The 14,161-nt window shown below is 57.9% G+C and carries 11 protein-coding genes and 2 pseudogenes; 9 read left to right on the top strand and 4 right to left on the bottom strand.

The window, feature by feature from the left end:
* Nucleotides 1–144: 144 nt before the first annotated feature.
* The 3 genes and pseudogenes from ACOKCT_RS17215 to ACOKCT_RS17205 form a co-directional block, all read left to right on the top strand.
* Complete coding sequence (locus ACOKCT_RS17215) at nt 145–1,443, top strand: D-amino acid dehydrogenase (protein WP_420193702.1); 1,299 nt, start codon at nt 145–147, stop codon at nt 1,441–1,443.
* A gap of 12 nt (nt 1,444–1,455) precedes the next feature.
* Nucleotides 1,456–2,526 carry a catabolic alanine racemase DadX gene (gene dadX / locus ACOKCT_RS17210; RefSeq protein WP_103180001.1) on the top strand — a complete coding sequence of 357 codons (1,071 nt, stop codon included), beginning with the start codon at nt 1,456–1,458 and terminating at the stop codon, nt 2,524–2,526.
* Between the two features lie 93 nt (nt 2,527–2,619).
* Nucleotides 2,620–2,676 (top strand): annotated as a pseudogene (locus ACOKCT_RS17205) (hypothetical protein); the annotation flags it as partial.
* Here the strand turns inward: ACOKCT_RS17205 and ACOKCT_RS17200 are convergent.
* Nucleotides 2,674–4,341, bottom strand: a pseudogene (locus ACOKCT_RS17200) (potassium/proton antiporter); the annotation flags it as partial. The pseudogenes ACOKCT_RS17205 and ACOKCT_RS17200 overlap by 3 nt on opposite strands.
* A gap of 98 nt (nt 4,342–4,439) precedes the next feature.
* The gene (gene ldcA / locus ACOKCT_RS17195) at nt 4,440–5,354 is read right to left on the bottom strand and encodes a muramoyltetrapeptide carboxypeptidase (RefSeq protein WP_159339502.1); all 915 of its coding nucleotides are present in this window, start codon (nt 5,352–5,354) and stop codon (nt 4,440–4,442) included.
* Between the two features lie 113 nt (nt 5,355–5,467).
* Between ldcA and emtA the strand changes: the two genes are divergently transcribed.
* Nucleotides 5,468–6,079 carry a membrane-bound lytic murein transglycosylase EmtA gene (emtA, locus tag ACOKCT_RS17190; RefSeq protein ID WP_420193701.1) on the top strand — a complete coding sequence of 204 codons (612 nt, stop codon included), beginning with the start codon at nt 5,468–5,470 and terminating at the stop codon, nt 6,077–6,079.
* Between the two features lie 36 nt (nt 6,080–6,115).
* On the opposite strand, the gene ycgR is transcribed toward emtA, so the two are convergent.
* Entirely contained in the window at nt 6,116–6,847 is a 732-nt protein-coding gene (gene ycgR, locus ACOKCT_RS17185; RefSeq protein ID WP_103179997.1) for a flagellar brake protein YcgR, read from the bottom strand.
* Nucleotides 6,848–7,054: 207 nt separating this feature from the next.
* Here ycgR and ACOKCT_RS17180 point away from each other — a divergent pair, with 207 nt between their 5' ends.
* A complete protein-coding gene (locus tag ACOKCT_RS17180; RefSeq protein WP_103179996.1) occupies nt 7,055–7,309 on the top strand; it encodes a GlsB/YeaQ/YmgE family stress response membrane protein in 255 nt (84 codons plus the stop codon).
* A 94-nt stretch (nt 7,310–7,403) separates the two neighbouring features.
* Here ACOKCT_RS17180 and ACOKCT_RS17175 read toward each other — a convergent pair whose 3' ends face one another.
* A complete protein-coding gene (locus ACOKCT_RS17175; RefSeq protein WP_214422117.1) occupies nt 7,404–9,248 on the bottom strand; it encodes an alpha,alpha-trehalase in 1,845 nt (614 codons plus the stop codon).
* A 332-nt stretch (nt 9,249–9,580) separates the two neighbouring features.
* Between ACOKCT_RS17175 and ACOKCT_RS17170 the strand changes: the two genes are divergently transcribed.
* The 4 genes from ACOKCT_RS17170 to ACOKCT_RS17155 all read left to right on the top strand — a co-directional run bounded on the left by ACOKCT_RS17170 (nt 9,581) and on the right by ACOKCT_RS17155 (nt 14,060).
* On the top strand, nt 9,581–10,939 hold the full coding sequence (locus tag ACOKCT_RS17170) for a glycoside-pentoside-hexuronide (GPH):cation symporter (protein ID WP_156654695.1): 1,359 nt from the start codon (nt 9,581–9,583) through the stop codon (nt 10,937–10,939).
* 41 nt (nt 10,940–10,980) lie between these two features.
* Nucleotides 10,981–12,324 carry a carbohydrate porin gene (locus ACOKCT_RS17165; protein ID WP_336997114.1) on the top strand — a complete coding sequence of 448 codons (1,344 nt, stop codon included), beginning with the start codon at nt 10,981–10,983 and terminating at the stop codon, nt 12,322–12,324.
* 89 nt (nt 12,325–12,413) lie between these two features.
* Nucleotides 12,414–13,211 (top strand): OBAP family protein, encoded by a 798-nt coding sequence (locus ACOKCT_RS17160; RefSeq protein WP_420193700.1) that lies wholly within the window; start codon nt 12,414–12,416, stop codon nt 13,209–13,211.
* Between the two features lie 12 nt (nt 13,212–13,223).
* Nucleotides 13,224–14,060, top strand: a complete 837-nt coding sequence (locus ACOKCT_RS17155; protein WP_159339498.1) for an MBL fold metallo-hydrolase — start codon at nt 13,224–13,226, stop codon at nt 14,058–14,060.
* Nucleotides 14,061–14,161: the final 101 nt, after the last annotated feature.

The following is a 14,161-nucleotide window of genomic DNA, read 5'->3' as shown; positions in this document are numbered from 1 at the left end:
AGATGCCAAATACGCCACAGCCCCGTCATAGGGGGAAGGTGTGAGGTAAGTCACCATAAAAAATGCCTATGTTGAATAATATTTTCATCTGGGTTATCAATATGTAACCAGAAGATTGTTCTTTTGCTTATAAATGGAGTGGCTATGCGTGTTGTCATACTGGGAAGTGGCGTCGTTGGTGTGACCAGCGCCTGGTATTTAAGTCAGACCGGGCATGATGTAACCGTCATCGATCGGGAACCGGGTCCGGCACTGGAGACCAGCGCGGCGAACGCCGGACAAATCTCTCCGGGCTACGCGGCGCCGTGGGCGGCACCGGGCGTACCGCTGAAGGCGATTAAGTGGATGTTCCAGCGCCATGCGCCGCTGGCGATCAGTCTCGACGGCACTCAGTTCCAGCTGAAGTGGATGTGGCAGATGCTGCGCAACTGCGACACTTCGCACTACATGGAAAACAAAGGACGGATGGTGCGTCTGGCGGAGTACAGCCGCGACTGCCTGAAAGCGCTGCGTGCCGCCACCGGTATCCAGTATGAAGGCCGTCAGGGAGGCACCCTGCAGCTGTTCCGCACCGCCCAGCAGTACGAAAACGCCACCCGTGATATCGCTGTACTCAAGGATGCGGGCGTCCCGTATCAGCTGCTGGAAGCGAGCCAGCTGGCGCAGGTGGAACCGGCCCTGGCGGAGGTCGCGCATAAGCTGACCGGCGGTCTGCGTCTGCCCAATGACGAGACCGGCGACTGCCAGCTCTTTACCCAGAATCTGGCGCAGATGGCCGAGCAGGCCGGCGTCAAATTCCGCTACAACACCGGTGTCGATAAACTTCTCTACGAAGGGGATAACATCTATGGCGTGCTGTGTGGCGACGAGGTGGTGAAGGCCGACGCTTACGTGATGGCTTTTGGCTCTTACTCTACCGCCATGCTGAAAGGGATTGTGGACATTCCGGTCTACCCGCTGAAAGGTTATTCGCTCACTATTCCGGTCAAAGAGGAGAGCGGTGCCCCGGTTTCAACTATCCTTGATGAAACCTACAAAATCGCGATCACCCGTTTTGACAACCGGATCCGCGTGGGAGGAATGGCGGAAATCGTCGGCTTTAACACTGAGCTGCTGAAACCGCGTCGGGAAACGCTGGAGATGGTCGTTGGCGATCTCTTCCCCCGCGGCGGCTTTATCGAACAGGCGACCTTCTGGACCGGGCTGCGTCCAATGACCCCGGACGGTACCCCGGTGGTCGGGCGGACACCGTTTAAAAACCTGTGGCTAAACACCGGACACGGTACGCTGGGCTGGACAATGGCCTGCGGTTCAGGGCAGCTACTCAGTGATTTGATCTCCGGGCGCACACCCGCTATTCCGTTTGATGATTTAAGCGTTGCGCGCTACCGTCCGGGATTCACGCCGTCACGTCCACAACATTTACACGGCGCGCATAACTAACAAGGAGTCGTCATGTCCCGTCCTGTTCTGGCTCAGATGGATCTGCAGGCCCTGAAGGATAATCTGCAAATTGTCCGTCGCGCTGCGCCCGCTTCACGCGTCTGGACCGTGGTCAAAGCCAATGCTTACGGCCACGGTCTGGACCGCATCTGGAGCGCGTTAAGCGCCACGGATGGTTTTGCGCTGCTCAACCTTGAAGAGGCGATCCTGCTGCGCGAGCGCGGCTGGAAAGGGCCGATTCTGATGCTCGAAGGTTTCTTCCACAGCGATGAACTGCCGCTGTTTGATAAGTACCGCCTGACTACCAGCGTGCACAGCAACTGGCAGGTCAAGGCGCTACAGAATGCGAAGCTGCATGCCCCGCTCGATATCTACCTGAAAATGAACAGCGGTATGAACCGGCTCGGTTTCCAGCCGGAGCGCGTGCACAGCGTCTGGCAACAGCTGCGGGCGCTGAAGAACGTCGGCGAAATGACCCTGATGGCCCATTTTGCCGATGCGGAAAAGACGGAGGGCATTGTCGAACCGATGAAGCGCATCGAGCAGGCAGCAGAAGGTCTGGCCTGTCCGCGTTCGCTTTCCAACTCGGCGGCAACGCTCTGGCATCCGGAGGCGCATTTTGACTGGGTGCGTCCGGGGATCATCCTCTACGGCGCCTCGCCGTCGGGTCAGTGGCAGGATATCGCCAACAGCGGCCTGAAGCCGGTGATGACCCTGCGCAGTGAGATCATTGGCGTCCAGACCCTGAAAGCGGGGGATACCGTGGGTTACGGCAGCCGCTATCGTGCGTCGGGCGAACAGCGGATCGGCATCGTCGCCGGGGGTTATGCCGACGGCTATCCGCGCGTTGCCCCTTCCGGTACCCCGGTATGGGTGGACGGCGTGCGCACCGGCACGGTCGGCACGGTGTCGATGGATATGCTGGCGATTGACCTGACGCCGTGCCCGCATGCGGGGATCGGTACGCCGGTTGAGCTGTGGGGCAACGAGGTGAAAGTGGACGATGTCGCCGCCGCCGCGGGCACCGTCGGGTATGAGCTGTTAACGGCGTTAGCGCCACGAGTACCGATCGTCGTTGTGTAACATCGCCCGGCGGCGCGACGCTTGCCGGGCCTACAAAACCCGTAGGCCGGGTAAGGCGTAGCCGCCACCCGGCAAACCGGCCTACTCTTCGGCATCCTCCGCCACGCGCACGCCCACCCTCAGCACCGCGTTATCCTCTTTCTCCGCCACCGTCCAGATCATCCCGGCAAACTCCACCTGGTCACCCACGACCGGCGCGGCACCGAGCTGCTTCTGCACGATCTCGCCCAGGGTCTGCTGGTTATCGCGATACTCCAGCCCGACATCCAGACCGTAAATCATCGCCACGTCGGCAAATTTGGCGCTGGCTTCCAGAATAAAGTCCCCGAAGAAGCGCTGATCCAGTGCCACCGGCGGCGACTGGCTGAAGAGCTTGCCAAGGGCAGGAAGGTCATGCTCGCGACCAATCACACAGAGAATATCTCCCTCGCGCAGCCGGGTGCTGCCGGTCGGATGCAGCAGGGCATTATCGCGGAAGAGGGCGGCAATGCGCGTCTCGGCGGGCATATGGAGGTCGCGCAGCGAGGCGCCCACGCACCACTTATCGGCGCTGAGCTGGTACACAAACTGCTCCCAGGGGTTTTCAGGGTGAAGATCCAGCCCCACGCGGGAGACCGGCCAGCCCACCGGTGGGATCACCACCTTCGCTTTTTTCGCCGCCCACGACAGCGACGTGCCCTGGAACAGCAGCGACACCAGCACCACGAAGAACGCCACGTTGAAGAAGAGACGGGAATTATCGAGCCCAGCCATCATCGGGAACACTGCGAGGATGATCGGCACCGCACCGCGCAGTCCCACCCAGCTGATAAACACCCGCTCGCGCAGGTTAAAGCCTCTGAAAGGCAGCAGTCCGGCGAAGACCGACAGCGGACGGGCAAAGAAGATCATCCACAGTGACAGCATCAGCGCCGGAACGGCAATCGGTAGCAGATCCGACGGCGTCACCAGCAGCCCCAGCACCAGGAACATGCCAATCTGCGCCAGCCAGGCCAGGCCATCGAAGTTTTGCAGAATGCCAAAGCGGTTGCGGATTGGACGGTTGCCGAGCAGGAAACCGCAGAGATAGACCGCCAGAATGCCGCTGCCGTCCAGCGCCGTGGTAAGGGCGAAAATCAAAATCCCGCCGCTCAGCGCCAGCAGCGGATAGAGCCCGCCCGGGAGCGAGATGCGGTTGATCATCTGTTGCAGCAGATAGCCGCCGCCAAGGCCAAAGAGGATACCCAGACCAAACTGTTGAATGATGTGCCAGGCGAACATCCAGCTCAGGCCGGTTTCATGCTGCTGGATCATCTCAATCAGGGTGATGGTGAGAAACACCGCCATCGGATCGTTACTGCCGGATTCAATCTCCAGCGTCGAGCCGACACGTTCGTTCAGCCCTTTGCCACCCAGCAGGGAGAAGACCGCCGCGGCATCGGTAGAGCCGACAATCGCGCCAATCAGTAACCCTTCCATCAGGTCAAGGTGGAACAGCCACGCCGCCATCATCCCGGTGAGGCCGGAGGTGATTAGCACCCCGACCGTTGCCAGCGACAGGGCCGGGCCCAGCGCCACGCGAAACGAACTGGCCTGGGTGCGCATCCCGCCATCCAGCAGGATCACCGCCAGGGCGAGGTTACTGATCATGTACGCAAACGGGTAGTTGTCGAAGGGGATGCCCCCGATGCCATCAACCCCCGCCAGCATGCCGATGGCGAGGAAAATAACCAGAATGGGGATGCCGAGACGCGAAGAAAACGAACTCAATAAAATACTACAGGTTACAAGAACTGAACCCAGGATAAAAAGACTGATTATTGCTGCGGCATCCAATGTGTGCGTACTCCCTGCCTGACGCGATGACTAGTAGTAAAACCCTATCATATTAACGCCCCTTACAGGGCGTTAATCCGCCGCTTAAGGGGCTTTTTTTATGCCCGGAGCACCGGATGCCCGCTCAGGGTTAAACGACTGTTGCCGGGGGTGTGAACCAGCGTTGCCTGCGCACCGAGCGGCAGGGTAACGGTCCGTTGCTCGTGGCCGAAGTCGAGTCCGCTGATAACCGGCACCGATATCCGGGAACGCAGGTAATCGACCATGGTTGCCAGATCGTATCCGGCATCGTAATCGTTAGGGGTCGCGCCGCTGAAGCTGCCGAGCACAATCGCCTGCTGACGGTTGAGAATACCCGCGTGATGCAGCTGGAGCAGCATCCGTTCTACGCGGAACGGATGCTCATTAATATCCTCCAGCACCAGGATGCCGTTCTCAATGGCGGGCAGCCAGCGGGTGCCGATAAGTGACACGACCATCGCCAGATTGCCGCCCCACAGCTGGCCTTCGCACACGCACGACGGGCCATCCCCCGGCCACTCAACGAAGTAGGTACTGTTGCTGAGCGCCCGCCAGAAATGGTCTACCGTGAAGGCGTTCAGCTCCGGGGCGCCAAAATTGCCCGCCAGCATCGGGCCGCTGAAGGTGATGACGTTGTGCAGCGCCAGCAGGCCGAGCTGGATCACGGTGAAATCACTGTGGCCGCAGATCAGCAAGGGATCCTGCTGCTGGCGTTTCGCCAGGCCCTCCCAGTCAATCTGTTCCAGCAGGCGGCTGGCGCCGTATCCACCGCGCACCGGCAGCACTATCTGGTCGGCGCCCGGCAGACGGGCGAGGGCGTTGATATCATTCAGCCGCTCCGCCTCGGTACCAGCAAATCGCTGCTGGCGGCGGGGTATAATCGTCTGATTTTGTACCTGGTGACCCTCGTCCAGTAATCGCGCCACGCCCCGCTGCGCCGCCTCCTGATTAATGCAGTACCCTGATGGTGCAATGAGATGAAACTGAGACATGGCATTTCCTTGCTGACTTATAAAGCTGAATGTATATATCATGCCGCCTGAGCGCGTCCTTCATCAAGCGGAGGATAGGGTAACAGCGATGAATGACCATAAGGACAGATGACGTGAAATTAAGATGGTTTGCTTTTTTGATTGTGCTACTTGCAGGCTGTAGTTCAAAGCAGGATTACCAGAAGCCGGAATGGAACCCGGAAGTCCCGGTTAAACGGGCGATGCAGTGGATGCCGATCAGTGAAAAAGCCGGTAAGGCGTGGGGAGTCAGCCCACGGCTGATCACCGCCATCATTGCGGTGGAGTCGGGTGGGAACCCGAACCTGGTGAGTAAATCAAACGCGGTGGGTCTGATGCAGCTGAAAGCCTCCACCGCCGGGCGTGAGGTCTACCGGCACATGGGCTGGAGCGGGCAACCCTCCACCAGCGAGCTGAAGAACCCGGAACGCAATATCTCTATGGGTACCGCCTACCTGAGCATTCTGGAGCACGGGATCCTGAACGGTATTGAGGACCCGGAAGTGATGCAGTATGCGCTGGTGGTCTCCTACGTGAACGGCGCGGGCGCGCTGTTGCGTACCTTCTCGTCGGATCGTAAAAAGGCGATCGCCGAAATCAATGACATGGATAAAGACGAGTTCTTTGATCATGTCGTCAATAACCATCCCGCCCCGCAGGCCCCACGCTATATCTGGAAAGTGCAGAAAGCGATGGACGCTATGTAATCTGTTGCCGGGCAGCCACGCGCTGCCCGGTGGCGATTAACGCACTTTATTGGCACGTTCCCGCGCTTCACGCTCCAGCGAGTAGATGATTTTCTGCAGTTCTCGCTCAGGACCCGGCCCGACGTTAAGAAACCGGAAACTCAGACGCGGCGTGGTGATGGTCTCGTTTTTGCTGTCCACCACTTTACGTTCGCTGACGGTAATCAGCTGCGCATCGAAAAAGAAGCGGCCCCAGCCCCCCATATCCAGCTCGATCTGCGAAAAACGCATTCCCTCGACCAGGCCTTCGGGTTTCGCGGTATCCATCAGCGCGCCCATGCCGCCCAGCGACAGATCGTGCAGGCGGAAACGAATGATGCTCTTATCAGGCATTCGGGCTTTGCAGAAGTAGGCCGGATGCAGCGGGGCATTGATGCGGAAGTACTCCCGGCGCTGAATGCACCATACGGAGGTCGGCAGCGGCGAGATAAAAGCAGGCAGCGCCTGGTAGTCACCCTGTTCCACCTTCGGCAGGTCGAACTCGACTTTGGCCCCCTGGGTATCGGCGGCCACGGTGATATTCTCCGCACGTAACACCGAGCGGTTTTCAAACTCCTGACTGCCCAAATCCATGATCAGTCGTTCCGGGGTAGCATCCAGGATTTTGCTGATGAACTGGTTGTTCCCCCAGCTGATACGTACGGGAACGTCATTTTTTTGCAGATCGCGTACTACACCCAATACAGCCAGCGGATTAGTTTTCAGGAACTGCTCACTGTAATTACTCACGCCCCGGGGCTCCTCGTTAGATGACAGTCTGTGGATGCGTTATCGGCAGCGGGCCGCGGAACTTAATACAAACCGGCAATTATTTTTTTCGCCTGAGCCGCAATTAAGTCGGTGTAGTAAAACTGGTTTTCCGGCGATTGCCTATACTTACTATTACCTGCGCTGGGGGTGTCCTGCGCAAGCTTAACTCTCCAAGAGGGCAACACTATGGGTATCATCGCCTGGATTGTATTTGGTCTGATTGCTGGCGTTATCGCAAAGTTCATCATGCCGGGACGTGATGGCGGCGGCTTTATCGTGACCTGTATCCTTGGGATCATCGGTGCGGTTGTCGGCGGCTGGCTGGCGACGATGTTTGGCATCGGTGGCAGTGTATCCGGATTTAACCTGCAAAGTTTTCTGGTGGCTGTGGTGGGTGCCATTCTGGTACTGCTTATCTACAGGATGGTACGACGCGCCTGAAACCGATAAAACGGCTCTTGTTAAGAGCCGTTTTTTTATGGGCAGAGCCTGGACGGCATGCCGGGTGGCGGATACGCCTTACCCGGCCTGGAGGTTACTGCTGTCCGACACTTTTCTGCGTTTCTGTTTCATCGTTAGCCGCTGGCTGGTCGGTGGTAGCCGGTGGCGTTGTGGTGGTCGTTGACGGGTTAGTTGTCGACGGGGTGCTTGTCGCCGCTGGCTGGTCGCCGGTGGTGGATGTGCCATTCGCCGCAGGTTGTGCGCCGGTAGTCGATGGGGTGGTAGTTACCGAACCCTCATTGGCCGCGGGTCGCGTGGCGGGCACTTTGTCGCACGGGTTCGCCTGCGGACAGACCAGATCCAACATTTTCAGCGTCACGCCGTTAGTCCAGCCGAAGCCATCCTGCAGCGGATATTCACCGCCGCCGCCGCCAGTGCCGGTGGTGGAAACATCATATTTCTCTACCAGCTTCTGCTCGCGATCGTAGGTGTGCTGCACGTTGGTGAGGAAGCGCCACGTCACATCCATCGCCACTTTATCCTGCCCGTAATTCTGCAATCCTTCGGTGGCGACCCACTGCAACGGCGCCCAGCCGTTAGGGGCATCCCACTGTTGGCCGCTGTTAACGGTGGTGGTCGAAATGCCCCCCGCTTTCAGCAACTGGGCTTCGGCAGCAGAGGCGGTTTTGTCCGCGCGTTCCTGCGAGGCGGCCTTGACGTAGAGCGGGAAGAGCGCCGCGGCGGTCAGCTGATTACGGACCTGTTTGGTTTTCAAATCGTAATCGGCGTACCAGCCCTCTTTCTCGTTCCACAGATAGCGCTCCATCGCTTTCTGACGATCGGAGGCCAGGCCCTCGTAACGGCTGGCTGCGGCGCTGTCACCGCCCTCCTGGCTGGCCTTCGCCAGCAGTTTCTCCATCTTGAACATCAGGGCGTTCAGATCCACCGGCACGATACTGGTGGTGCGGATCGTTCCCAGCTGCTGCGGATCGTCCATCCAGCGTGAGCTGAAGTCCCAGCCGGAGGCGGCGGCGGAGCGCAGATCCCGGTAGATCTCGGTTGCCGGACGGCTGGGGTATTTTTTCGCGGTGTTGATATCATCCAGCCACGATTCCGGGCGCGGCGTATCGCGATCGTCCCAGTAACGGTTAAGCACGGCGCCATCGTCGAGCTTCACCACCCGCTGGCTGGCCTGGCCCGGCTGAAGGGCATCTACCCCCTCCATCCAGTAGGCGTACTCTTTTTCCATCTGTGGACGGTATTTTTTCAGCGCCTCTTTATCGTGCGTCGCCAGCAGCTCCACCATCAGGGCAAAGAAGGGCGGCTGGGAGCGGCTCAGATAGTAGCTGCGGTTACCGTTAGGGATATGACCCCAGCTGTCCAGTTCGTACGCGAAGTTGTCCACCATACTGGCGACCTTGTCCCAGTGGCCGCTCTCGGCCAGCCCCAGCATGGTGAAGTAGCTGTCCCAGTAGTAGATCTCGCGAAAACGTCCGCCCGGCACTACGTAAGGCTTCGGCAGCGGCAGCAGGGAATCCCACTTTCCGGCGCTGGAGGTAGTGCGCGTCAGCACCGGCCACAGACCATCAATGTGCGCCCGCAGGCTCTGCCCGGCAGGCGGCACATATTTTTCCTTCTCGGTCGGCAGGGTGAAGTTCACCTCTACAAAGTGGCGCAGGTCAAAGCCGGACTGTTTCCGCTGCATGTGGTAGTCGGCAAGGATCGTCTGGGGATCGTTTTTCGGTACCGCATCGGCGAAGGTTTTTTGATCCGGGAAGAGTTTGGCGGTTTGCACATCGTTAAACAGCGGGCCAAACAGAATATCGGGGGCTTGTTTCCGGGCGCCGGACGGTTCTTCCGCATAGCTAAAGGCAGTTATCCCAAGCAGGATGCCGCCAATCGCCAGCCGCAATGCTGTTTGCTGCTGAGGTCTCATCATGGTTGTTCTCCTGGGTTCTCTGGGCAGCGCGACCGCTACCATCAATCACCTGAAAACCTTAGACGAATATTTGTCACTTCGCGTGTCGGAGGTAACACTTTGCACAAAACCAGACTATTTACCGTTGCGTATTTAGCCCCCTGAATCACCGTCATAAATATAGTAGTGGCGCGATTTATTTATCGCATAAATAACCACTAATCACGCAGATCACATAAAGGGAAAATCATAACTTCTTAGCGAGAAAACATAATAGATTGCTCTGGAAGGGATATGGAAATTATGTCGGCAGCTACAACGAAAGGACTGAAAAATACAGGGAGAGACCTGAAATGTCGGCAACGGAAAAATTAACGGTAAAAGAAAAAATAGGCTACAGCCTCGGCGATGCGGCCAGCCATATCGTCTTTGACTCCTCAGTGGCGATCCTCGCCTATTTCTATACAGATATCTACGGGCTGCCGCCCGCAGTGATGGGCACAATGTTTTTACTGGTCAGGCTGCTGGATGCCATCACCGACCCGATAATGGGGGCGATTGCAGATGCCACCTCCTCACGCTGGGGACGCTTTCGTCCGTGGCTGCTGGCGATCTGCGCCCCGTTCGCGGTCAGCTGCGTACTGGTCTATACCATCCCATCCTTTTCTGACAGCGGTAAAGTGGTCTATGCCGTGGCGGCCTATATCTTTATGACCCTGATGTATACCGCCATCAATATTCCTTACTGCTCGCTGGGCGCGGCACTTACTTCCGATCCGCGGGAAAACCTCTCTTTGCAATCCTGGCGTTTTGCCATCACCCCATTGGGCGGCGCCCTGGGCACCGCCTGCATTCTGCCGCTGGCGGATTATCTCTATCCTCAGGATCGCGCGAGCGGCATTCAGATGGCGATGGCCATTTTCGGGGTGATTGGCTGCCTGATGTTTATCATCTGTTTCGCCACCACCAAAGAGCGCGTTCAGCCCATCAAAGAAGAAAACCTCAATGTCGTCCGTGACGTCAAAATTCTGTTTCGCAATGAGCAGTGGCGCATTCTGTCGATCTACAACTTTATGATGCTGGTGGCGGTGGTGATCCGCGGCGGCGCGGTGGTCTATTACGTCAATACCGTGCTGCGTCAGGGCTCCACTATCATCTCGCTGTTTATGCTGGGCGGAATGATCGCCTCAATGCTGGGCTCGGCGCTGGCGCAGCCGCTGGGTTCCCGGTTCTGCAAAATCAAACTTTCATTCTGGATAAACCTGCTCAACGCCGGACTGGGCATCGTCTGCTTCTGGTTGCCGGTGCAATACTGGCTAATTCCGCTGGTGGCCCATTTTCTTATCCAGACGGTGCAGGGCGGAAACGGCGCGCTGCAGTGGTCGATGATCACCGACGCCAATAATTACGGCGAGTGGAAAACCCAGCGGCGAATTACCGGCATGAATGTCGCGGCCAATATTTTTGTCATTAAATTAGGCGTGGCTGTCGGCGGCGCTATTCTGGGCTGGGTTCTGGCCGGGTTTGAATATCAAGCCAGCGCAGCGGTGCAATCCCCTCAGGCGGTGCAGGGGGTTGTCTGGTTATTTACCCTTATCCCCTCGCTCTTTTATCTGTTGACCGCGCTGGCAATTAAATTCTACCGCCTCGATGAACAGGTAATGAATACCGTGGTGACGGATTTAAATAACGGAAAATTTGCAAAGCCCTAATGTACCAGTGGAATCAACAATAAACTCACAGGATGGAATCTATGCGTATTCATTATATTGCGCTGCTGATCAGCGCCTCTATTCCGGCGACCACGCTGGCGGCCACCCAAACGGACAGCATGGAGGCGAAAATCGCCCGGCTGGAAGCCAGTCTGGCAAAAGCCGAAGCCCAGATTGCGCGCTTAGCGCAGGCGCAACAGACTCCGGCGGTGAATGTGGTCTCAGCTGAACCCCCGACGTCGCCAGCGCCGACGTTAACCCTGTCAGGCTATGGCGATCTGCGCTTCTATGGCGATGTGGAGTTCAATATGGACGCCGCCAGCCGCAGCGGCAGCCTGACATCCATGCGCACCAGCGCCAATAAGGACTGGGCCCCATCAAACAACGAGCGCTGGGATATCAATGGCCGTCTCCTGCTGGGGTTTGACGGCTATCGGCGAATGGACAACGGCCAGTTTGCCGGTTTCTCGGCGCAGCCGCTGGCGGATCTTACCGGCAAGATGAATCTGGATGACGCGGTTTTCTTCTTCGGCCAGGAGAACGACTGGAAAATCAAAGTCGGGCGTTTCGAAGCCTACGACATGTTTCCCCTCAACCAGGACACCTTTATCGAATACTCCGGCAACACGGCGAACGATCTCTACAGTGACGGTTATGGCTACATCTACATGATGAAAGAGGGGCGCGGGCGCAGCGACAGCGGCGGTAACTTCCTGCTGAGTAAAAACCTCGGTAATTGGTATTTTGAGGTCAACACCCTGCTGGAAAACGGCAGCTCGCTGTTTGTCGATAAGCAGTACCATGGCATGGACCTGGATAACGATAAAAACGTGGCCTACGTGCGCCCGGTTATCGCCTGGTCAGAGGGGCGCTTCACCACGGCGCTGGCTATGGAGAGCAACCTGGTGAACAACGCTTACGGTTATCGGGATGCAGAAGGCCACTGGATCGATCAGTCCGATCGCACCGGTTATGGCCTGACGATGAACTGGAACGGGCAAAAAACCGACCCGGATAACGGCGTGGTGGTCAACCTCAACACCGCGTACATGGATGCCAGCGACGAAACTGATTTCACCGCCGGGGTGAATGGTCTGTGGAAGAACATTGAGCTGGGCTATATCTACGCCCATAACGAGATCGACAGATTCAGCGCTGCCGGGCTGAATGACGACTGCGATGGCGACTGCTGGATCACCCATCCGGGCGATTACGATATCCATACGCTTCACGCGTCGTATCTGTTCCCTGACGTAATGAAAATGAAAAACTTCAATGTTTATCTCGGAGCCTATGCCTCGTGGATCGATGCTCACCCGAAAGAGGGTAACGGCGACACCGACGCCCGCTACGGTGGCCGCCTCCGTTTTAAATATTACTTCTGATCGTCTCCCAGCCAGACCTCCGGCACGGTCTGGCTGGCTTGCCACATCTGCACTACCTTCATAACGAGTTCAAATGAAAGGGAGTGCCAATGAAATCATTACCTCAGATCCTTCCAGCCATTCTGCTGCTTGTCGGCTGCGGAGCGAATAATACCCCGCCGCAGGTGCCTGTTCCCGGTAAAACCACCTCCACTACCCTCAGTACCCTGGAGACGGGTGCCCAGGTGATCCAGTCCCGACCGCCGGTGGAGGCTATCAGTGCCTATCTTGACGGTTTTCATTTTTACAACGGGGATAAAAACGGGCAGATGGAGGCGCATCACTACGTGACGGTACTCAATGAAGAGGTCATGCAGGCGGTCATCTATGACGGCAATACAAAGGATGCCCGGCTGATGGGGGTAGAGTACATCATCAGCGAACGCCTCTTTAACAGCCTGCCGCCGGAGGAGAAAAAGCTCTGGCACAGCCACCAGTATGAAGTGAAATCGGGCAGCCTGGTGGCGCCTGGCCTGCCTGCGGTCGCTGACAAGGCGCTGATGAATAAAATCGTCAACACCTACGGCAAAACCTGGCATACCTGGCACACCGACAGGGATAAGACCCTGCCGCTCGGCATACCTGCGCTGATGATGGGCTTTACCGGCGAGGGACAGCTCGATCCCCGGCTGCTGGCGGATCGCGATCGTCGTCTGGAGATCGATACGCAGCAGATCAAAGCCCAGCGTGCCGACATCGTGGCCCATCCGGTAGCGGAAGGGGCCAATGCCTGGCAGCGCGGCGAGGTCATTCAGCTTAAACGCGTGCAGGGCAGCGGCGAACACGGGCATGGGGACACTACCCATTTCGGCACGTCCGAGCAGAGTCAGCAGAAACACCTACCCTGATGAGGAGGCGATATGAAGATTCATCATCTTAACTGTGGTTGTATGTGCCCGCTGGGCGGCGCGTTGTTCGACGGTTTCAGCAAGGGTCTACATGCGCACCTGGTCTGCCACTGCCTGCTTATCGAAACCGACCGTGACGGACTGGTGCTGGTGGATACCGGTTTTGGGCAAGGGGATGTACGCGATCCCTCCCGGCTGTCGGGCTTTTTCCGGGCGCTAAACAATATCCAGCGTCGGGAGTCCCTTACGGCGCGCGCCCGCGTCGAGGCGCTGGGCTTTAGCGTGGCGGATGTCCGCCATATTGTGCTTACGCACCTCGATTTCGACCACGCGGGTGGGCTGAGCGATTTCCCTCACGCGCGCATCCATTTAATGCAGCAGGAGATCGACACGGCGCAACGGCGCCATAGCTGGCTGCAACGGGAGCGCTATCGTCCCGGGCAGTGGAGCGGTATCTCTGGCTGGGAGGGATACCAGGTGCAGGGCGAACGCTGGTTTGGCTTCGACGCGGTGACGGCGTTACGCGGCTTGCCTCCGGAAATTTTGCTGGTGCCGCTGGCCGGGCACACGCCGGGGCATGCAGGGATCGCCATCAGCCAGCCGTCCGGGTGGTTGCTGCACGGTGGCGACGCCTGGTTCTATCGGGATGAGATGCGCCAGCCGCAGCGCCATTGCACGCCGGGGCTGCGGTTTTACCAGTGGATGATGGCGATGGACAACGGTACCCGGCGGCACAACCAGCAGCGGCTGCGGGAGCTCTCCTGCGCGCATGCCCACGACATCACTTTTTTCTGTAGCCATGACGCACGGGAACTGGAGAGCCTGATGACACAGGCAAAACAGCTCTAATTACCGCAACTTAGGCGTGGCCTGCTCTGGCAGAAGATCGTTTAAAAATTATACTGGATATTTGAACAGGTATTTGTATACTATTAGAGCAAATTACCCGA

It is taken from the genome of Leclercia sp. M-A074-M, from assembly GCF_965195605.1.
Lineage (GTDB): Bacteria > Pseudomonadota > Gammaproteobacteria > Enterobacterales > Enterobacteriaceae > Enterobacter.
The sequence above is the reverse complement of the archived record's forward strand: the minus strand, read 5'-3'. Positions and strand labels throughout refer to the sequence as shown.

What these genes read in the sequence shown, in the direction of transcription:
- ACOKCT_RS17155 (WP_159339498.1), top strand. Translation starts at nt 13,224, where the DNA reads ATGAAGATTCATCATCTTAACTGTGGTTGTATGTGCCCGCTGGGCGGC.
- ACOKCT_RS17175 (WP_214422117.1), bottom strand. Translation starts at nt 9,248, where the DNA reads ATGATGAGACCTCAGCAGCAAACAGCATTGCGGCTGGCGATTGGCGGC.
- ACOKCT_RS17215 (WP_420193702.1), top strand. Translation starts at nt 145, where the DNA reads ATGCGTGTTGTCATACTGGGAAGTGGCGTCGTTGGTGTGACCAGCGCC.
- ldcA (WP_159339502.1), bottom strand. Translation starts at nt 5,354, where the DNA reads ATGTCTCAGTTTCATCTCATTGCACCATCAGGGTACTGCATTAATCAG.
- ACOKCT_RS17180 (WP_103179996.1), top strand. Translation starts at nt 7,055, where the DNA reads ATGGGTATCATCGCCTGGATTGTATTTGGTCTGATTGCTGGCGTTATC.
- ACOKCT_RS17165 (WP_336997114.1), top strand. Translation starts at nt 10,981, where the DNA reads ATGCGTATTCATTATATTGCGCTGCTGATCAGCGCCTCTATTCCGGCG.
- ACOKCT_RS17170 (WP_156654695.1), top strand. Translation starts at nt 9,581, where the DNA reads ATGTCGGCAACGGAAAAATTAACGGTAAAAGAAAAAATAGGCTACAGC.
- ACOKCT_RS17160 (WP_420193700.1), top strand. Translation starts at nt 12,414, where the DNA reads ATGAAATCATTACCTCAGATCCTTCCAGCCATTCTGCTGCTTGTCGGC.
- dadX (WP_103180001.1), top strand. Translation starts at nt 1,456, where the DNA reads ATGTCCCGTCCTGTTCTGGCTCAGATGGATCTGCAGGCCCTGAAGGAT.